Source organism: Propionivibrio limicola (assembly GCF_009469695.1).
GTDB classification, from domain to species: Bacteria; Pseudomonadota; Gammaproteobacteria; order Burkholderiales; family Rhodocyclaceae; genus Propionivibrio; species Propionivibrio limicola.
Window position 1 is genome coordinate 72,243 of record NZ_SSSR01000007.1, and the last position, 19,068, is coordinate 91,310.

Here is a 19,068-nt window from a genome sequence, read left to right on the forward strand (position 1 = left end):
AAGCCAGTCTTAAGGAGGCGATTTCAGACTGCCAGCCAATATTCATCGAGTTTCAGAGGTTGCCCGTGTTCTCAGCTTCCCACGCCATGCGCCTGTTTTGTCCCGTCTGTTGGGCCCAACGGGGCCGAGCCGGCGAGATGCCCGCCGTACGGGTCGAAACGCTGGCGCTTGCGGCCAGCCTGTTTTTCGCGCTCGCCTGCAACGGCCTGTTCTGGCACGCGGTGCTGGCCGACCGGCCGCTGGCCCGGATGGGAACGCTGTTGTTTTCGCTGGGTCTGGGCGTGGCCATGACGGCGCTGCAGTTCGTTTTTCTGGCGCTGCTGATGAACCGCTGGACGGCCAAGCCGGTATTGGCCATTTTCATCGTGTGCACGGCCGTGGCAACGTACTACATGAACGCGTTTACCGTGTTCATCGACCAGGACATGCTGCGCAATGTCCTGAGGACCGACGTCAGCGAGGCGAGCGAATTGCTCTCCCTTGGCATGCTGCCGCATCTCGCCCTTTATGCCGGGCTGCCGTTGGCCTTGCTCTGGCGCGTCCGGATCAAGCGCGAAGCGTGGCGGCGGGCGCTGACTGGGCGATTGTTCTCCATGGCGCTGGCGTTCGGCGTGGCGGTGCTGGCGCTGCTGAGCGTCTATTCCCAACTGGCGCCGCTGATGCGCAACCACAAGGAAATCCGCTATCTGGTGACGCCCGGCAATGTTGCCTATTCGCTGGTGCACGTGCTGAACAACGAGGCCAGCGCGGCGCAGCGACCGCGTCTGCCGGTCGGCACCGATGCGACTCTGGGGGCGGGCTGGGCGGAGCGCAAGAAGCCGGTGCTGTTCGTCATCGTCGTCGGCGAAACGGTGCGGGCCGCCAACTGGGGGTTGTCCGGCTATGCCCGGCAAACGACGCCCAAACTGGCGCAGCGCGAGGTGATCAACTTCGCGCAGATGACCAGTTGCGGCACGAATACCGAGGTTTCGGTGCCGTGCATGTTTTCGGTTCATGGCCGGCGCCATTACGACGATGCGAAGATTCACCAGAGCGAGTCTTTGCTCAACGTCCTGAGCCATGCCGGCTTCAACGTCCTCTGGCGCGACAACCAGTCAGGATGCAAGGGTGCGTGCACCGGCGTCGGGGAGGAGCGGCTTAGTAACGCCAAGGTGCCCGAATTGTGCGACGGACAGCGTTGTCTCGACGAAATCCTGCTGCATGACCTCGACCGGGTGCTGGCCGATCGGCGGGGCAACCGGGTGCTCGTGCTGCACCAGCTCGGCAACCACGGACCGGCTTATTTCGAGCGCTACCCGGCTGCCTTCCGCCGTTTTCAGCCGACTTGCGACACGGCTGACATCGCCACGTGCTCCACCGAGTCGATCGTCAATTCCTACGACAATGCCTTGCTCTATACCGACCACGTGCTGGCGAAGACGATCGATTTCCTCAGGCGGCAGGCACCGGAATACGACACGGCGATGATTTATCTGTCGGACCATGGCGAGTCGCTGGGCGAGAACGGACTCTTCCTGCACGGTGTGCCGTACGCGATTGCGCCGGCAGAGCAGACGCGGGTGCCGCTGGTGATGTGGTTTTCGCCGGAATATGCCCGCGATTTCGGCGTCGATACCGGCTGCTTGCGGGCTCGTGCGGCACGGCCGGCCTCCCACGACAACCTGTTCCATTCCGTTCTCGGGCTGCTTGACGTGAGAACCCATGTCTATGACGCCGCGCTCGACGTGTCGGCGGCTTGCCGGTCGGGCTGAGGGGGATTTTGTCCGGCCATGTCGAGAAGGCGGCGGAAGCGCTATCGCGCCGCCGGGAAATCGCGCTAGTATCGGGCCGGTTTTCGTTCTCACCCGCCCGGTTCCATGCAAATACCCCAGGTCGACATCCGCACGATCCTTCTGCTTTTGGCGGTAGGCAACCTGATCGTGGCGGGGCTGCTGTCCCTCTACCGGTATCGCCAGAAATTGCCGGCGTTCGTTCTGACGGCCCGCCTCTTTCATGCCGTTGGCTGGTCGCTCCTGTGGCTGCGCGGCATGATCCCGGACGAGCTTTCCTACGCGGCTGGCAATATTCTGCTCAATCTCGGCTGGGCCATCGAAGCCGTTGCTCTGTTGTCGATCGAGCAGCGCGAGCGGCGGATCGAACTGCTCTATGCCGCGTTGGCGGTGGCTGGCGCGGCGGCCGTGGTGTTCAATCAGTGGGCGCAGACGGCGCCGAACGTCAGGATCGCCACCGCCTCGGTCACGACCTTGCTGTTCTTCCTCCTGCCGGCTTTCCTGCTCGGGCTGGGCCGGCAAGGGTCGTTGTTGCAGCGGGCGATCGGCGTCCTCTATTTCGCCTGCTCCTTTGCTGTCGCTTTCCGCGCTTACGATGCGTTGACGTCGGCGCCGTCGATGAACCTTGTGACGCCGGGCGTGGGGCAGACGTTAGCCTTCCTGTCGGTGTTCTCGCTGCTGCTCTTCGGCAACATCGGCTATTTGCTCCTGCTCAAGGAAAAGGACGATGCGGAGCTCTTGCAGGCGGCGACGAGCGATCCGCTGACCGGCCTGTTCAACCGGCGCGCTTTCTTCGCGGCGGCGGAAATCGCGCTCGGCCTCGCCGTCCGGCGCGAGGAGCCGGTCAGCCTGCTGATGTTCGACCTCGATCACTTCAAGCGCATCAACGACACCTACGGCCATGACGCCGGGGACGTTGTCCTCAAGGTGTTTGCCGGCACCACCCGGTGCCTGATCCGGCCGCACGACATCTTCGCCCGCATCGGCGGCGAGGAGTTCGTCATCCTGCTGATCGGGTCGTTTGATGACGCCCGCGAGATCGCCGAACGGATCAGGCAGGCGGCGTCGATCCAGGTGTTCAGCGAATTCCCCGAGCTGCGCTATACGGTCAGCGCCGGCGGTTTCACGCAAATTCCCACCGACGGCGGCGATCTGGCGGAGATGATGCGCCACGCCGACCGCGCCCTCTACAAAGCCAAGAACGCCGGCCGCAACCGGGTCGAGCTATCAATGGCCGCGCCGTGGCTTGATTTCGTGGCGCAGTAAGAAGCAGGAACCCCGGCCAGGGTCGGGGTTACGGATTCACGCTTCTTTGTTTCAGACCGGCACGCCGAGCACGACGTGGCTGGCCTTGATCAGCGCCGTCGCCGGGGCGCCTTCCTTCAGGCCGAGTTCGAGCACCGCTTCGTTGGTGATGACGGCGTGCACGACCGAGCCGCCGGCCAGCGCAATCGCCACATCGCTGTTGACAGCGCCCTTGGTCAGACGCTTCACCGTGCCGCTGAGTTGGTTGCGCGTCGAGAAACGGATCTTGCTGTCGCCGGCGACAACCATCACCCACGGCGCCTTGGTGTAGGCCACGGCCGGCTGGCCGATGGCGAGCCCGAGCGACTTGACGCTGCCTTCGGTGACGATGGCGACGATCTTGTCGCCGCCCTGGGTGGTGACTTCGACTTCGGCATTGACTGCGCCATTCGACAGGGCGGTGATGGTGCCTTCAAAGACGTTGCGTGCGCTGATGTTCATTGGATTCTCCTGAAACGTGATGCGCGGGTGAGGCTGGCCCGATTCTCGCTATATACGGATCAATAGAGCGACTTTCGCGACCGCGGAGACAATTTTGGGGTAACCCGCTGTGCAATGACAACCATAGCGGACAGCCTGTTTCCGGCGCGCCGGTCGCCTGTGAAGTGGCATCTTTTGGTTCGTTGTATACGCGACAACATGGCGACAAAAATGGAACAAATACGACATCAATTACGCGGCAAGCTTCAGGTCGACACCGAATTCGGCACCTTCCTCGGCGATACCCGCATCCGGCTACTCGAGGCTGTCGATCAGCACGGTTCGATCTCGCAGGCGGCAAAGGCCGTGCCTTTGTCCTACAAGGCGGCGTGGGATGCGATCGATGCCATGAACAACCTCGCCGAGCAGCCGCTCGTCGTGCGTTCGACCGGCGGCCGCAACGGCGGCGGCACCTTGCTGACCGACTACGGGCGCAAGGCCGTCGCCCTCTACCGCGCACTGGAAGCCGAGTATCAGGCGGCGCTCGATCGGCTGGCCGAACGGATGAATGACGCGCAAACCGGCGATTTCCACGAGTTCCGCCGACTCTTGAAGCGCATGTCGATGAAAACGAGCGCCCGCAACCAGTTCGCCGGCACCATCGTTGGCCTGCGCGAGGGCGACGTCGATTTCGAGGTGCGCCTGCGTCTCGACGCCGAGAACGAAGTTGTCGCCATCATCACGCGCGAGTCGGCCGAGAACCTCGATCTGTCGATCGGCATGGAAATCAGCGCCCTCGTAAAAACCTCGTCGGTGCTGCTGCTCTCCGACCCGGCTGTCAAAACCACGGCCCGCAACCACCTGTGGGGCGAGGTGACGCGCATCACCGACGGCGCCGTCAATGCCGAGGTGACGATCACCATGCCCGGCGGCAAGACCGTCTGCGCTGTCGTTACCCGTGACAGCGTTGCCGCGCTGGGCCTGGCTGTCGGCGAACGTGCCTGCGCCGTGTTCAAGGCCTCGGCCGTCATTCTTTGTCTTTATGCCTGATCCTTCACTATCTACCGAGGAGAATCCCATGATCCGCAAGAACTTCCGTCTTCCCGTCGCGCTGTTCGCGTTGCTGTGTTCGGCTGGCCTGAGCCATGTAAAGGCCGACGAAGTGCAGGTGGCGGTAGCCGCCAACTTCACCGCGCCGATGCGGAAAATCGCTGCCGAGTTCGAGAAGGACACGGGGCACAAGCCGGTGCTGTCGTTCGGCGCCACCGGCAAGTTCTACGCGCAAATTACCAACGGCGCACCCTTTGAAGTCTTTCTCGCCGCCGATGACGAGACGCCGGCCAGGCTAGAAAAGGAATTGCTGATCGCGCCGCATTCGCGCTTTACCTACGCCATCGGCAAGCTGGTGCTGTGGTCGGCCAAGGATGGGGTGGTGGACGGCAACGGCGAGGTGCTGAAAAAGGGAGCGTTCAAGCATCTGGCGTTGGCGAATCCGAAGATCGCGTCCTACGGTACCGCTGCCGTCGAAGCGATGAGCAAGCTCGGCGTCCTTGAGTCGCTCCGGCCCTGCTTCGTGCAGGGGGACAACATCACCCAGACCTATCAGTTCATCGCGACCGGCAACGCCGAACTCGGCTTCGTCGCGCTTTCGCAGGTGTATAAGGACGGCAAGCTGGCGCCGGGTTCGGCCTGGATGGTGCCGTCATTGCTCTACACGCCGATCCGCCAGGACGCGGTGCTGCTCGCCAAGGGGCGCAACAAGCCGGCGGCGACGGCCCTTGCCGATTATCTGAAGAGCGACAAGGCGAAGGCGATCATCAAGTCGTATGGCTACGATCTGTAATCTATTGGGATAAAAGTCATGGATATGGCCGACCTCGGTGCCGTCTGGCTGACTCTCAAGCTGGCCAGCGTCGTTACTGTCCTGCTGCTGTTGATCGGCACGCCGATTGCGTGGTGGCTGGCGCGGACGCGCTCGCGCCTCAAGGGCGTCATCGGCGCCGTGGTGGCGCTGCCGCTCGTGCTGCCGCCGACGGTGCTCGGCTTTTACCTGCTTCTTGTCCTGGGGCCGCAGGGCTGGGGCGGTCAGTTGACCGAAGCGCTTGGCCTCGGCTTGTTGCCCTTCACCTTTCCCGGCCTCGTCGTCGCCTCGGTGTTCTACTCGATGCCGTTCGTCGTGCAGCCGATCCAGAATGCCTTCGAAGCGATTGGCGAGCGGCCGCTCGAAGTCGCCGCGACGCTGCGCGCCAGCCCGTGGAGTGCGTTCTGGTCGGTCGCCGTGCCGCTTGCCCGGCCGGGTTTTCTCTCCGGCGCCATTCTCGGCTTCGCGCATACGGTCGGCGAGTTTGGCGTCGTGCTGATGATCGGCGGCAACATTCCGGACAAGACGCGCGTCATCTCGGTGCAAATCTACGACCACGTCGAGGCGCTCGAATACGCGCAGGCGCACTGGCTGGCCGGCGGCATGCTGGTGTTCAGCTTCGTCGTGTTGTTGGCGCTCTATAGCTTGAAGCAACGTGGCAAAGGAGAGGCGCGATGAGCACGGATACCTTTCTGCACGCCCGCTTCCGCATCGAGCGCCGCGATTTCTGCCTCGACGTCGACCTGACCCTGCCCGGACGCGGCATCACGGCGCTGTTCGGTCATTCCGGCTCGGGCAAGACGACCTGCCTGCGCGCCATGGCCGGACTGGAGCACGCGCCGGGCGGGCGTTTCGCGCTCGGCGACGAGGTCTGGCAGGACGACGCGCGCGGCGTTTTCCTGCCGACGCACCGGCGCCCGCTTGGCTACGTCTTTCAGGAAGCGAGCCTGTTTCCGCATTTGTCGGTGCGGCGCAACATGGAGTTCGGACAGAAGCGGGGCGGCGGCTCTGCTTCGGTCAGTCTTGCCACCGTGGCTGAACTGCTCGGCATCGCCCACCTGCTCGACCGCCGGCCGGCCAGCCTCTCCGGCGGCGAGCGCCAGCGCGTCGCCATCGCCCGCGCCCTGCTCACCGCGCCGCGCCTGTTGCTGATGGACGAGCCGCTGGCGGCGCTTGACCTCAAACGCAAGCAGGAAATCCTGCCCTACCTCGAACGGTTGCACGACGAGCTGTCGATTCCGGTCATCTACGTCAGCCACGCCCCGGACGAAGTGGCGCGGCTCGCCGATCACCTCGTCCTGCTCGACAACGGCCGCGTCGTCGCCAGCGGTCCGCTCATGGAAACGCTGGCGCGTACCGATTTGCCGCCGGCCTTCACCGACGACGCCGGCGTTGTCCTCGAAACGACGCTCGCCCGCCACGAAGCCGACCACCTTTCCCGCCTCGAATTTCCCGGCGGCGCCATCCTCGTTAGCCAGCGCCCGGAAGCGCTCGGCAGCCGCCTGCGCTGCCGCATCCACGCACGCGACGTCAGCCTGACGCGGCATCGCCCGCTCTCGTCGAGCATCCTCAACATCCTGCCGGCCACCGTGGCCGCGATTGCCGCGACCGACACGCCGGGGCAGGTGCTGGTGCAGCTGCGCATGGGTGAAACGGCGTTGCTGGCGCGTATCACCGAGCGTTCGCGGCGCGAACTGCTGCTCGAACCGGGGCAGCCGGTGTGGGTGCAAATCAAGGCCGTTGCGCTGCTGGCCTGAAAGGACATCGCATGACGCCATCCTCCTGTTCCGTCCCCGGCTCCCGGCGCTGCCGTAAATCCGCCCGCGACTGGGGGGATCCCGACTGGCGCCATACATTGCCCGCCGAATGGCGCGATGCCGTTGTGGCTCCGCTCGAATTCTCGGTGCACCGCGACTACGAAACCGCGGCCTGCCGCGTGCTCGGTTTCGACGAAGACGGCGACGCCTGCTATTACCGCCATACCTACCTGCTCAAGTCCGTTTGTTCTGACGACGGCGAGGAGTTCTACGAGGCGGTGGTTTATGGCGAGGAAGTCAAAGGCTGGCGGCTGCGTGACGGGCGCTGGCTACTGTGGCGTGTTTTCCATGAGGACGGCGACTGTCACGGCAACCGGGGTTTCTATTCTTTTTCCGAGGATTTTCCACGATGAATCCATACACCTTTCCCGATAATTTGCTCAACGAATTGCTCGGGGACGATTCGCCCTATGGCGACGCGACGACCTGGGGATTGGGTATCGGCGACGCGCCGGGGCGTCTCGTCTTCCGCGCCCGCCATGCGCAGGTCGCCTGCTGTACCGAGGAGGCGGTGCGCATGGGCGCATTGCGCGGCCTGTGTTGCGAAGAACCACCCGTACGCAGCGGTACGCCCGTGGAAGCGGGCCACCTGCTGCTCACACTCTACGGGCGCGCCGCTGACCTGCACACCGTCTGGAAACCGGCGCAAACGCTGATGGAATACGCGGCCGGGATCGCCTCGGCCGCGGCCGAACTCGTTGCCGCCGGCCGGCGCGGCAACCCGGAGATCGCCGTCGCCTGCACGCGCAAACAGGTGCCCGGCGCCAAGGCGATGAGCGTCAAGGCGATTCTCGCCGGCGGCGCGGTGCCGCACCGGCTTGGGCTTTCGGAGACGTTACTCGTCTTTGCCGAACACCGCGCCTTTCTCGGTGACGAGCCGCCCGCTGCGACGGTTCGGCGCCTGCGCCGCTGTTGGCCGGAGCGGATGGTCGTCGTCGAGGTGGCGGGGCCGGAGGAAGCCATGCGCTGGGTCGAGGCCGGCGCCGATGTTATCCAGCTCGAAAAATGCACCCCCGAGGTCGTGGCGCAAGTGGTCGAGCTCGCCCGTCCCTATCCGGCAAAAATCGCGGCGGCCGGCGGTGTCAATGCGTCGAACGCCGAAGCCTACGCCCGCGCCGGCGCGCACGTGCTGGTCAGCAGCGCGCCCTACAACGCCAAACCGAGGGACGTGGCGGTGACGCTGGAGCCGGTGGGCTGAGCCTGAAATTTCGATTGGAATCGCATTCAGTTGACCAACGAGTCGCATCGGCATGGCAGTCTGTTGCCGACCCTCAGTGGTCAGTGAGCGATTGCGGATGGCCGGCGCCTAGGCAGCGGATTGCAGACCTTGGTCGCCGAGTTGCATGAGCGGCGTCGGCAATCAATAGCGGTCAACTGAGGTTGTTCTGCCTGTGGTAGATGATGATTCACTTGGCGACGATATTGCCCGGGGGGCAGGCGGGGTTCGGCGTTGCGCTGGAGGTCAATGCCGCAGCAGCAGCGCGCCGTTCTTTCATGACATGCTCGGCTGCGTAGCCGACCGCATCAAGGACTTCAGCAACGGCACCTTGAGACATCAGCGCCGGTCCCTCAATTTCGTATGCATAGCGCCACTCGACGAAGGGAGCATTCCCGATGCCGGTCAACGCTTCGAGGAAGAGCGCCTTGCGGGTGGCGAGGCCTGCCGCCACGGGGGTGTGCGAAGGGTTGCGGAACATGCCGGCGATGAGATCTTGGTTGTCCGGCTTAATTCGCTCCCATAGCTTTTGAAGGTAATGCCCTCGTCGGTCATCCTGCGGCGACGTCGGGTTGTCGGCGTTGTCGAGCGTGAGGAAGAACTTTAAAAAGAGTTCGACGGCGAAACTGGAGCAGACCATCGCAGGGAACGCGAACGTGACTTGATCAGTCCGAGCCGCGTGGCCGTTCAACAACTCGCCCGAGTGAGCGTAGGCCGTAGCGATGGCGTACAGCGAGGAGAAGTCGTGCGCGTCGCCGGGGACAACTAGCAGCGCGGGGATTGCTGGTTTTGTAGGCTCATTGACTCTCTGTTGTTGAGTATTCATTCTGAGGATGCGGGGTCTTGGCGGTATTGAGGGATTCAAGGCGAATCACTCGAAGTCGAACAACATATCCAACTATATGAAGTCCCCCAAATATCGGGTCGAAGGACGGCTCCTGGCCGAATCCTGTCTTATGGCGTTGTGCTGGTCAAGTGGCTGGAGATTCCCCACGATCTGCGTCAAATGCGGTTTGTTGGTTGATTTGGTGGATTCGGGGATAGGCAAAAGATTGCCTCGCCGGTGCCTTGGCAGGGTACACTTCGCGGCTTGTCGTACCTCACCCGTGAACCTTGCTCAGGAAGTTTCCCTTGGAAAAGTTTTTTGCCACTTGCCCGCGCGGCCTTGAACCGCTCCTCGTCGAAGATCTGGCGGCCGTTGGCGTCGCTGACGCGAAAGCCGTCCCCGGCGGGGTGCATTTTGCCGCCGAGTGGCCGGCCTGTTATGCGCTCAACCTGCATTCGCGTATCGCCACCCGCGTCCTCTGGCGCGTCGCGCAGGGCCGTTACACGCGCGAGGACGACATTTACAACCTCGCCAAGGACACGCCCTGGCCGCACTGGTTCGCCGCCAGGCAGACGATCCGCGTCGATGTCGTCGGCGTCAAATGCCCGCTGAAAAGCCTTGAATTCATCACGTTGCGCATCAAGGACGCGGTGTGTGACCGCTTCCGCGCCGATGCCAATGCCCGGCCGACCGTCGATACGCGCGAGCCGGATGTGCGCATCCACGGCTTTTTGACCGCCGACGAGTGCACGCTGTATATCGACACCTCGGGGGCGCCGCTCTACCAGCGCGGTTTGCGTCAGAAGACGGTGGAAGCGCCGCTCAAGGAGAACCTCGCGGCCGGCATCCTGCGCCTGACCGGCTGGAAGCCCGGTGTTCCGCTGCTCGACCCGATGTGCGGCAGCGGCACTTTCCTCGCCGAAGCGGCGCAGATGGCGCTCAACATCGCGCCCGGCGCCGGTGGCCGCAGCTTCGGTTTTCAGCGGCTCCGGAACTTCCAGCTCGAAACATGGAAAGACCTGCTCGATGCGGCGCAGGACGCCGAGAAACCGGTGCAGCATGCACAGATCTACGGTAGCGACATTTCGCCCGTTTCGGTGCGCGCCGCGCTGGCCAACCTCGATCGCGCCGGCCTGCTGCCCGCCGTGACGCTCAGTTCCGGTGACATCCTTGAAATCGAGGCCCCCGCCGAGAGCGGCATCATGGTCGCCAACCCGCCGTACGGTGAGCGACTGTCCGAACAGGAAGAGCTGGCGGTGTTCTACCCGCCGCTCGGCAGTGCCTTGAAGCGGAATTTTGCCGGCTGGAACTGTTACCTATTCACGGCCGACATGCGTCTGCCCAAGCTGATGCGCCTGACGCCGAGCAAGAAGACCCCGCTCTTCAACGGCGCCATCGAATGCCGCCTGTTCGAATTCAAGATGGTGGCGGGCAGCAACCGGCCGAAATGATCGGGCGATGCGCCACAACAAAAAAGGCCGGGAAGTTCCGGCCTTTTTTGTTGTGGGTGTGGGTGGCGTCAGAATCAACCGTCGAAATCGGTGCGCTCCGTGTCGGCTTCGTCTTTCAGTTCGCACTGTGATCTGATCTTGGCGATCAAATCAGCGACTTCGTCATACGGCTGCTTGCCCAGCGCCTGCAGAAGAGCGAAAACTTCGTTTGCGGTCAGTTCGAGAACTTGTGGCTTCATGGTGATTCCCCCTTTGACGTGTACCGGAATTGAGCAGCCAAGGTGGGCAATCGCGTGAAGGCTTGCTCGCCGACCGTGGGCTGACGAAATCAGTATTGGACAGGGCGGGGCGGAAATCAAACCCGAAATCAATCGGGGGAGGGAACCGTTTGCTGCATGAAAAAAAACCGGACGACCGCAGGGCGGCGTCCGGTTTTCAGGATGCGGGCTGTGCTCAGGCGAGTTCGATCAGTACCTGACCTTTGGTGACTTTCTCGCCGTTGGCGACGCTGATGGCTTTGACCGTCGCGTCGAACGGCGCCTTGATCTGGTTGAGCATTTTCATCGCTTCCAGAATCATCAGCGTTTCGCCTTCCTTGATCGTCTTGCCGACTTCCGTGCGGAGTTCGGCGACGGTGCCCGGAATCAGTGCCTTGATAACGCGCGGATCCTTCTTTTCGAACGGCTTGCGGGCGGCAAATTTCTTGGTCAGCCGCGCCTCGAACAAGCCGTTTTCCAGCGCGATCTGACCGAATTTTTCCTGTTCGCTCACGGGGAATCTCCTTAGAACGGTGCGACGCCGTGTTTTCTGGCCGGACGCAGTTCTTCCTTGTTGCGCGTCATCTGCAGCGCGTGGGCGACGTAGGCGCGGGTTTCTTCCGGGGCGATCACGGCATCGACGTAGCCAGCCGAGGCCGCGACATAAGGGTTGGCAAACTTGTCGGTGTATTCCTTGACCTTCAGCTTGCGCATCTCGTCGGGGTTCTCGGCGGCCATGATCTCGCTGCGGAAGATGATGTTGGCCGCGCCTTCCGGCCCCATGACGGCGATTTCGGCAGTCGGCCAGGCGAAGACGAAGTCGGCGCGCAGGTGGTGCGAGCACATGGCGATGTAGCCGCCGCCGTAGGCCTTGCGCAGGATGACGGTGATCTTCGGCACGGACGCTTCGCTGTAGGCGTAGAGCACCTTGGCGCCGTGGCGGATGACGCCGGCGTGTTCCTGGTCGGAGCCCGGCAGGTAGCCCGGAATGTCGACGAGGGTGACGAGCGGGATGTTGAACGAGTCGCAGAAGCGGACAAAGCGGGCGATCTTGTCGGACGCGTCGATGTCGAGCACGCCGGCCAGTACCAGCGCCTGATTGCCGACGATACCGACCGTTTCGCCGTTGATGCGGCCAAAGCCGGTGATGGCGTTCGGGGCGAACAGTTCCTGTACTTCGAGGAATTCGGAGTCGTCGACGAGCGAGCGAACGATGTCGCGCACGTCGAACGGAATCTTCGAGTCCTTTGGAAGAAGTTCTTCGATCTTGTACGAATGCTTCGGCTTTTTCTGCTCGATGATCGCGGCCTTGTTGCGGTTGCTGTCCGGCAGGAAGCCGACCAGCTGGCGGATCTGCTCGAAGCACTCCATTTCGCTGTTGGCGAAGAAGTGGGCGTTGCCGGCCGTTTCGGCCTGCACACGGGCGCCGCCGAGGTCTTCCATCGAGATTTCCTCGCCGAGCACGGTTTTGACGACTTCCGGTCCGGTGATGAACATCTTCGAGATGTTGTCGACCACAAAGACGAAGTCGGTCAGCGCCGGCGAATACACGGCACCACCGGCGCACGGGCCGAGGATGACGGAAATCTGCGGCACGACGCCGGAAGCCAGCGTGTTGCGGTAGAAGATTTCACCGTAACCGGCCAGCGAATTGACGCCTTCCTGGATGCGGGCGCCGCCCGAGTCGTTGATGCCGATGATCGGCATGCCCATCTTGATCGCGTGGTCCATGACCTTGGTGATCTTGCGGGCGTGCATCAGGCCGAGCGAACCGCCGGCAACGGTGAAGTCCTGTGCGTAGATGCACACCGGGCGGCCGCCGATGGTGCCGGAACCGGTGATCACGCCGTCGGCAGCTAGTTCCTTTTCGTGCATGCCGAAGTCTTTGCAGTTGTGTTCGACAAAGAGGTCGTATTCGTGGAACGAGCCGTCGTCGAGCAGCGCGGCGATGCGCTCGCGAGCGGTCATCTTGCCGCCGGCCTTTTGCTTGCTGAGGGCTTTTTCGCCGCCCCCGAGAGATTTGGTCGATTTCTTGGAGAAGAAATCAATGATGCGTTGCATGAAAGACATATAAGCCTCCCTAAATTAAAAACCGAATAGACCACGCAGGGTCTTCGAAGCGGCGCGAGTGTAACAGTAATCCAAAAGAAATAAATAGGTCGATTTTCGTCGAAAATCCAGCAAGTGACGCGATTTGTCGCCAAAGTTATCGATAAACGCTGATATGTGCCGGGATTGGACGGCTTCTGCCGCGATTGTGTTTTTTTGCCTTGGCGGAAAATAAGATTCGCCGGATTTCGCGGTTTTTTCGACGTTTTTTTGCGGGAAAAATGCCTTTTAGGTGGCTTTTTAGTTGTATGGCATGGTGCGTCCGGTGTGCGCCCGCCGAACGTCAAACCGGGAGCGCTGTCTTCTCGATCACGCGTCGCAGCACGAAGCTGGAGTGGACGCCGGTGACCCCCTGAATGCGGGTAATGCGGTTGAGCAGCAGTTCCTGGAAGGCGTCCATGTCGCGCACGATGACCTTGATCTGGTAGTCGGCGTCCTGGCCGGTGATCAGCAGGCATTCGATGATTTCCGAGATCTGGCTGATTTCCTGTTCGAAGCTGTCGAAGCGCTCCGGCGTGTGCTTGTCCATCGCGATGTGGATCAGCGCCATCAGCGTATAGCCGAGCGCCTTGGCGTTGAGCAGGGCGCGGTAGCCGGTGATGATGCCGGTCTCTTCCAGCGTGCGGACGCGACGCAGGCAGGGGGAGGGCGAAAGGCCGATGCGCTCGGCGAGATCCTGGTTGCTGATGCGCCCGTCTTCCTGCAGCACGCGCAGGATTTCACGGTCGATGCGGTCGATTTCCATAAATTCCATCTCTGCCAATCAGTGCGGTGATAAGTTGCGAGTTGTTTTGTTAGTGCGCAATAAAATATTAAATATATAGTGTTTTGTGCCGTAATTCGCAAGCACCTGCCGTGCTGGAAGGTCTATGATTTCAAACATCGCAACAGGTCACGTGCCGATTCAGGAGTCCGCCATGATGTTGAAAGATCCTTCCGTCAAATACGCCGCTTTCCCTCCCGTCAAACTGGATGACCGGCGGTGGCCGAACCGCACGATCACCCAGCCGCCGATCTGGATGAGTACCGATCTGCGCGATGGCAACCAGGCGCTGTTCGAGCCGATGAACCTTGAGCGCAAGATGCGCATGTTCAAGACGCTGGTGAATGCCGGCTTCAAGGAAATCGAAATTGCTTTTCCGTCGGCCTCGCAGACCGACTTCGATTTCGTGCGCAAGCTGATCGAAGAAAAGCACATTCCCGACGACGTCACCATCGAAGTCCTGGCGCCGGCACGCGAAGCGCTGATCCGCCGCACCTTCGAGGCGCTCAAGGGCGCCCGCCGCGCCATCGTGCATATCTATAACGCCACCTCGCGTCCGTTCCGCGAGATCGTCTTCGGCATGAGCAAGCCGGAAGTCATCAGCATGGCTGTCTCGGCCGTCAAGCTTGTCCGCCAGTTGTGCGAGGAAAATCCGGAAACGGAATGGATGCTCGAATACAGCCCGGAAACCTTCACCGCCACCGAGCTCGATTTCGCACTCGAAGTCTGCAACGCCGTCACCGACGCCTGGGGCGCGACGCCGGACAACAAGATCATCCTCAATCTGCCGACGACGGTGGAAATGGCGACGCCGAACGTCTACGCCGACCAGATCGAATGGATGCACCGGAATCTTGCCAAGCGCGACAGCATCCTGATCAGCCTGCACCCGCACAACGACCGGGGCACGGCCGTCGCCGCCGCCGAGCTCGGCATCATGGCCGGCGCCGATCGCGTTGAGGGCTGCCTGTTCAGCAACGGCGAACGCACCGGCAACGTCGATCTCGTCACCCTCGCGCTCAATCTGTACACACAGGGCGTTGCGCCGAATCTCGATTTCTCGGACATCAACGCCGTCGCGCGCGACTTCGAATACTGCACGCAGTTGCCGATCCACCCGCGCCATCCGTATGTCGGCGACCTCGTGTTCACCGCCTTCTCCGGTTCGCACCAGGATGCGATCAAGAAGGGCTTTGCCCAGCTGCAATCTGGTGCGCACTGGAACCTGCCGTACTTGCCGATCGACCCGGCTGACCTCGGTCGCAGCTACGAGTCGGTGATTCGCATCAACAGCCAGTCGGGCAAGGGCGGCATTGCCTACCTGCTCGAGCACGAATACGGCATCGTCATGCCGCGCCGCTTGCAGGTCGAGTTTTCCGGCGTCGTGCAGCGCTACACCGACGAGCACGGCGGCGAGATGGAAGCGGCCGATATCTGGGGCTTGTTCTCGCGCACCTATCTCGAAACGAGTTCGCCGCTGGCCTACGTCGAGCATCACCTGTTCGAGGAAGGCAAGGCGCAGGGCATCCGGCTGACGGTGCGGAAGGACGGCCAGACGCAGGTGCTGACCGGCCAGGGCAACGGCCCGATCGATGCGGCGGTGCATGCGTTGCGCCAAGTCGGCGTTTCGTTGCAGGTGCGCAGCTACGAAGAGCGTTCCATGGGCAGCAGCGGCGACGGCGGTGACGCGAAAGCCTGTGCCTTCATGGAAGTCATGCAGCCAGGCGGCGAGCGCGAGTGTTACGGCGTCGGCATCGATTCGAACATCGTCACGGCTTCGCTCCGCGCCTTGATCAGCGGCGCCAATCGCCTGTAAGCGAAGCGGACTGTTCTCTCTGCAACAGTCCGCCACGAAGCATCGGCTTTCCGTCCCCGCGCCTCATGACCCGGGGACGGATTTGCGCGATACTCCGTGCTTTGTTTTTTGCCCGTAAAGGCGAGTCATCTTGGATTCAGAACGCAGCGAACTAGAAACTTTCTTCGGCGCCGTCCGGTTTTTCACGCGCCTGCCCGTTCCCGGCTCGATCGGTGCCGATGTCAACGTGCTTGAGCGGGCGATCCGCTATTTTCCAGCGGTGGGTCTCATCGTTGGCTTGATCGCCGGGTTTACGTTTGCCATCACGAGCTTTTTCTGGCCGAAGACGCTGGCGATTCTCGCCGCCATGGCGATTGCCATCTACGTGACCGGCGCGATTCACGAGGATGGCTGGAATGACACCGTCGACGGCTTCGGCGGCGGCTGGGACAAGGAACGGATTCTGGCCATCATGCGCGATTCGTGCGTCGGCAGCTTTGGCGCGGTGGCGCTGGTCATGCTGTTGCTGACCCGCTTCTTCGCGCTGGTCGAGGTCGACATCCTGCTCGTGCCGTTCGCGCTGATCGGCGGGCACGCCGTTTCCCGCTTCTGTTCGACCTGCGTTCTCTGGCGGCTCGACTACGTCCGCCCGGAGGGCAAGGCCAAGCCGTTCAGCAATCAGCTGAGCCTGAGTGACATGGGGCTTGCCGCGGCGTGCGCGCTGGTGCCGGTGCTGTTCCTGCCGCCGTCGCAATTCATCCCGGGCCTCATTCTTGCCGCGCTGGCGACCCTCTGGCTGGCGCGGCTCTTCAAAAGCCGCATCGGCGGCTACACCGGCGACTGTCTCGGCGCGGTGCAGCAATTCTCGGAAGTCGCGTTTTACTGCGGGCTGCTGTGCAAGTTTTCCTGATTCGTCATCCGCAGCCGCTGATCGATCTCGGCATTTGCTACGGTCGCCTCGATGTCGATTGCGTCGATCCGCATCCGGTAGCGGCGCAGATCCGGCCTCAGTTGCCGGAAGGCACGCCGGTTTTCTCCAGTCCCCTGCAGCGGGCGCGTCGATTGGCCGAAGCGATTCATCACGAGGTCGAATTCGACGCGCGGCTGGCCGAAATCCATTTCGGCGAGTGGGAGGGGCAGCCGTGGGACAGCATCGACCGCGCATTGCTCGATGCCTGGGCCAACGACATTCTTCGCTTCACGCCGCCGGGCGGCGAGCCCGTCGCGCGCTTGCAGGCGCGTGTCGTCGATTTCGTCAGTTCGTTGCGGGAACGGAATCTCCCGCGCGTGGCGCTCGTCACCCATGCCGGTGTGATTCGCACCTTGCTGGCGCACTTCCGGCAGCTGTCGTACCCGGAATGGACGAAGCTGAAAATCGACTTTGGCAGCGTCACCCTGCTTGAAATTGAACCTTCTGTCTGAGAACCATGCGGCCATTTCCCCGTAGCACGTCGGCGGCCTTGCCGATGCCCGAGCCCGATGCGCTGGCGTACAGCGATGCCCTGAAAAACCGGATCGCCGACGAAATCGCGGCGGCGGGCGGCTGGATCAGTTTTGCCCGTTTCATGGAACTGGCGCTTTATGCGCCGGGGCAGGGCTACTATTCGGGAGGCGCCCGCAAGTTCGGCGCGGCCGGCGATTTCATCACCGCGCCCGAAATGACCCCGCTGTTCGGCCAGACGCTGGCGGTGCAGGCGGCGCAGATTCTTCGCCTCAGCGCACCGCACATCATCGAGGCCGGTGCCGGTTCGGGGCGGCTGGCGGTCGATCTGCTGTTGGAGCTGGAGCGGCTGGGCGCCGTGCCGGACAGTTACGGCATCCTCGACCTTTCCGGGGAGTTGCGCGCGCGTCAGCGCACGACGTTCGAAGCGCACGCGCCGCACCTGCTCGAGCGCGTCTATTGGCTCGACGCGTTGCCGGAACGTTTCGACGGCCTGGTGCTGGCCAACGAATTGCTCGATGCGATGCCGGTGCATCTTGTCGTCCGGGACGAGGATGGCGCCATCATGGAGCGCGGTGTCGGCTTCGAAAATGGCGGTTTCGCCTGGTGCGATCATCCCGCTGCCGGCCGCGTGCTTGAAAGGGCGGAGGCGTTGGCCGCGGAATGCGCGATGCCGCCCGGCTATCTGAGCGAAATCAATTTCGCGGCGGCGGGGTGGACGGCTTCGTGGGCGCCCATTCTCGGTCGGGGGGCGTTGTTGCTCATCGATTACGGATTTCCGCGGCACGAGTACTACCATCCGCAGCGCGATATGGGCACGCTGATGTGTCACTATCGCCACCACGCGCACGGCGATCCGTTTTTCCTTCCGGGCCTGCAGGACATCACGGCGCATGTCGAGTTCACTGCCGTCGTCGAGGCGGGACATGAGGCGGGGCTGGAATTCCTCGGCTACACGACGCAGGCGAGTTTTCTGCTCAATTGCGGCGTGACAGACGCCTTGGCGCGGATTCCGGTTGAGGATGCCGGACGCTATCTGCCGCAGTCGCAGGCCGTGCAGAAGCTGATTTCGCCGGCCGAGATGGGCGAATTGTTCAAGGTGATGGTGCTCGGCAAAGGCGTCAATGAACCGCTGCTCGGCTTTCTCCGCGGCGACCGCAGCGCGACGCTCTGACAGAGCTTGTTTGCTCTGCCAAGCGCTTGAAACAAAAGAAATCCGTTAGAATCTGGCGCTTCTTTCAATCGACGCGTGGCGGGGAGTGTGTGTGGTCGGCAAGACGGTCCTGATTACCGGCGCAGCCAAGCGGGTGGGGCGCGCGATCGCACGCGAACTGCACGCGGCCGGCGCCAGCATTCTCCTGCATTATCACCGCGCGCATGCCGAGGCGCTGCGCCTGGCCGACGAGTTGAATGCCGTCCGTTCCGGCAGTGCCGTCTGTTGTCAGGCCGATCTGCTCGACGCGCGAGCGCCTGAATTATTGGTGCAGAGTGCGCTGCAGAGCTTTGGCCGGCTCGACGCGCTCGTCAATAACGCTTCGAGTTTCTTCGCGACGCCGCTCGGGATAATCGATGCCGGCGCGTGGGACGATCTCGTGGGCAGTAACTTCAAGGCGCCGCTTTTCCTGACCCAGGCCGCCGCGCCCCATTTGCGGGCGACTCAAGGTGCGGTGGTCAATATCACCGATATCCACGCCGAGCGGCCGCTCGCCGGCTATCCGCTCTACTGCGCCGCCAAGGCCGGTCTGCTTGGTTTGACGCGAGCATTGGCCATCGAACTGGCGCCGCAAGTGCGGGTCAATGCCGTGGCGCCGGGGCCGATCCTGTGGCCGGAAAGCGGCGATTTCGACGCGGTGGCCCGGGAGCACATCGTCGCCGATACGCTGCTCAAGCGCGTCGGCGAACCGCAGGACATTGCACATGCCGTGCGTTTCCTGCTCGAAGACGGCTATATCACCGGGCAGGTCATCAACGTCGATGGCGGCCGGACGGCGCATCTGTAGTCCGATCCGATTTTTTATCTCATTCAACCCAACGCAAC

The 19,068-nt window shown here is 62.7% G+C and carries 20 protein-coding genes; 14 read left to right on the plus strand and 6 right to left on the minus strand.

Annotated features, from left to right (window positions below; genetic code table 11):
- The first annotated feature begins 137 nt into the window (after nt 1-137).
- Together GH659_RS07450 and GH659_RS07455 are read left to right on the plus strand one after the other, a co-directional pair.
- Nucleotides 138-1,751, plus strand: a complete 1,614-nt coding sequence (locus GH659_RS07450; RefSeq protein ID WP_246167772.1) for a phosphoethanolamine transferase — start codon at nt 138-140, stop codon at nt 1,749-1,751.
- A 105-nt stretch (nt 1,752-1,856) separates the two neighbouring features.
- Nucleotides 1,857-3,035 carry a GGDEF domain-containing protein gene (locus GH659_RS07455; RefSeq protein WP_153110706.1) on the plus strand — a complete coding sequence of 393 codons (1,179 nt, stop codon included), beginning with the start codon at nt 1,857-1,859 and terminating at the stop codon, nt 3,033-3,035.
- Between the two features lie 51 nt (nt 3,036-3,086).
- On the opposite strand, the gene GH659_RS07460 is transcribed toward GH659_RS07455, so the two are convergent.
- Nucleotides 3,087-3,515, minus strand: coding sequence for a TOBE domain-containing protein (locus GH659_RS07460; RefSeq protein WP_153110708.1), 429 nt, complete (start codon nt 3,513-3,515; stop codon nt 3,087-3,089).
- A 210-nt stretch (nt 3,516-3,725) separates the two neighbouring features.
- Here GH659_RS07460 and GH659_RS07465 point away from each other — a divergent pair, with 210 nt between their 5' ends.
- Genes GH659_RS07465 through modD form a run of 6 tightly spaced genes read left to right on the plus strand, consistent with a single transcriptional unit; the run spans nt 3,726 to nt 8,370 of the window.
- The gene (locus tag GH659_RS07465) at nt 3,726-4,544 is read left to right on the plus strand and encodes a TOBE domain-containing protein (RefSeq protein WP_153110711.1); all 819 of its coding nucleotides are present in this window, start codon (nt 3,726-3,728) and stop codon (nt 4,542-4,544) included.
- 28 nt (nt 4,545-4,572) lie between these two features.
- A complete protein-coding gene (gene modA / locus GH659_RS07470) occupies nt 4,573-5,337 on the plus strand; it encodes a molybdate ABC transporter substrate-binding protein (protein ID WP_153110713.1) in 765 nt (254 codons plus the stop codon).
- Between the two features lie 18 nt (nt 5,338-5,355).
- On the plus strand, nt 5,356-6,033 hold the full coding sequence (gene modB, locus GH659_RS07475) for a molybdate ABC transporter permease subunit (RefSeq protein ID WP_153110715.1): 678 nt from the start codon (nt 5,356-5,358) through the stop codon (nt 6,031-6,033).
- Entirely contained in the window at nt 6,030-7,112 is a 1,083-nt protein-coding gene (gene modC, locus GH659_RS07480; protein WP_153110717.1) for a molybdenum ABC transporter ATP-binding protein, read from the plus strand. The genes modB and modC overlap by 4 nt, the downstream gene beginning before the upstream one ends.
- An 11-nt stretch (nt 7,113-7,123) precedes the next feature.
- Nucleotides 7,124-7,525, plus strand: a complete 402-nt coding sequence (locus tag GH659_RS07485) for a hypothetical protein (protein ID WP_153110718.1) — start codon at nt 7,124-7,126, stop codon at nt 7,523-7,525.
- Nucleotides 7,522-8,370: a ModD protein gene (modD, locus tag GH659_RS07490; RefSeq protein ID WP_153110721.1), complete on the plus strand. Its 849-nt coding sequence runs from the start codon at nt 7,522-7,524 to the stop codon at nt 8,368-8,370. The genes GH659_RS07485 and modD overlap by 4 nt, the downstream gene beginning before the upstream one ends.
- 208 nt (nt 8,371-8,578) lie before the next feature.
- Here modD and GH659_RS07495 read toward each other — a convergent pair whose 3' ends face one another.
- Entirely contained in the window at nt 8,579-9,214 is a 636-nt protein-coding gene (locus GH659_RS07495) for a hypothetical protein (protein ID WP_153110723.1), read from the minus strand.
- Between the two features lie 305 nt (nt 9,215-9,519).
- Between GH659_RS07495 and GH659_RS07500 the strand changes: the two genes are divergently transcribed.
- Complete coding sequence (locus GH659_RS07500) at nt 9,520-10,665, plus strand: THUMP domain-containing class I SAM-dependent RNA methyltransferase (protein WP_153110725.1); 1,146 nt, start codon at nt 9,520-9,522, stop codon at nt 10,663-10,665.
- A gap of 74 nt (nt 10,666-10,739) precedes the next feature.
- Here GH659_RS07500 and GH659_RS07505 read toward each other — a convergent pair whose 3' ends face one another.
- The 4 genes from GH659_RS07505 to GH659_RS07520 all read right to left on the minus strand — a co-directional run bounded on the left by GH659_RS07505 (nt 10,740) and on the right by GH659_RS07520 (nt 13,776).
- Entirely contained in the window at nt 10,740-10,904 is a 165-nt protein-coding gene (locus GH659_RS07505) for a hypothetical protein (RefSeq protein WP_153110726.1), read from the minus strand.
- A 214-nt stretch (nt 10,905-11,118) separates the two neighbouring features.
- The gene (locus GH659_RS07510) at nt 11,119-11,436 is read right to left on the minus strand and encodes an acyl-CoA carboxylase biotin carboxyl carrier protein subunit (protein WP_153110728.1); all 318 of its coding nucleotides are present in this window, start codon (nt 11,434-11,436) and stop codon (nt 11,119-11,121) included.
- Nucleotides 11,437-11,447: 11 nt separating this feature from the next.
- Nucleotides 11,448-12,983, minus strand: coding sequence for an acyl-CoA carboxylase subunit beta (locus GH659_RS07515; protein WP_211364154.1), 1,536 nt, complete (start codon nt 12,981-12,983; stop codon nt 11,448-11,450).
- A gap of 331 nt (nt 12,984-13,314) precedes the next feature.
- Nucleotides 13,315-13,776, minus strand: a complete 462-nt coding sequence (locus tag GH659_RS07520) for an Lrp/AsnC family transcriptional regulator (protein ID WP_153110787.1) — start codon at nt 13,774-13,776, stop codon at nt 13,315-13,317.
- A 172-nt stretch (nt 13,777-13,948) separates the two neighbouring features.
- Between GH659_RS07520 and leuA the strand changes: the two genes are divergently transcribed.
- The 5 genes from leuA (at nt 13,949) to GH659_RS07545 (ending at nt 19,030) form a co-directional block, all read left to right on the plus strand.
- Nucleotides 13,949-15,610 carry a 2-isopropylmalate synthase gene (gene leuA / locus GH659_RS07525; protein ID WP_211364150.1) on the plus strand — a complete coding sequence of 554 codons (1,662 nt, stop codon included), beginning with the start codon at nt 13,949-13,951 and terminating at the stop codon, nt 15,608-15,610.
- A gap of 130 nt (nt 15,611-15,740) precedes the next feature.
- Nucleotides 15,741-16,499 carry an adenosylcobinamide-GDP ribazoletransferase gene (locus tag GH659_RS07530; RefSeq protein ID WP_153110732.1) on the plus strand — a complete coding sequence of 253 codons (759 nt, stop codon included), beginning with the start codon at nt 15,741-15,743 and terminating at the stop codon, nt 16,497-16,499.
- Nucleotides 16,484-17,011: an alpha-ribazole phosphatase family protein gene (cobC, locus tag GH659_RS07535; protein WP_170285841.1), complete on the plus strand. Its 528-nt coding sequence runs from the start codon at nt 16,484-16,486 to the stop codon at nt 17,009-17,011. The genes GH659_RS07530 and cobC overlap by 16 nt, the downstream gene beginning before the upstream one ends.
- A gap of 5 nt (nt 17,012-17,016) precedes the next feature.
- Nucleotides 17,017-18,204 (plus strand): class I SAM-dependent methyltransferase, encoded by a 1,188-nt coding sequence (locus tag GH659_RS07540; RefSeq protein ID WP_153110736.1) that lies wholly within the window; start codon nt 17,017-17,019, stop codon nt 18,202-18,204.
- A 91-nt stretch (nt 18,205-18,295) separates the two neighbouring features.
- Entirely contained in the window at nt 18,296-19,030 is a 735-nt protein-coding gene (locus tag GH659_RS07545; RefSeq protein WP_153110737.1) for a pteridine reductase, read from the plus strand.
- Nucleotides 19,031-19,068 lie beyond the last annotated feature (38 nt).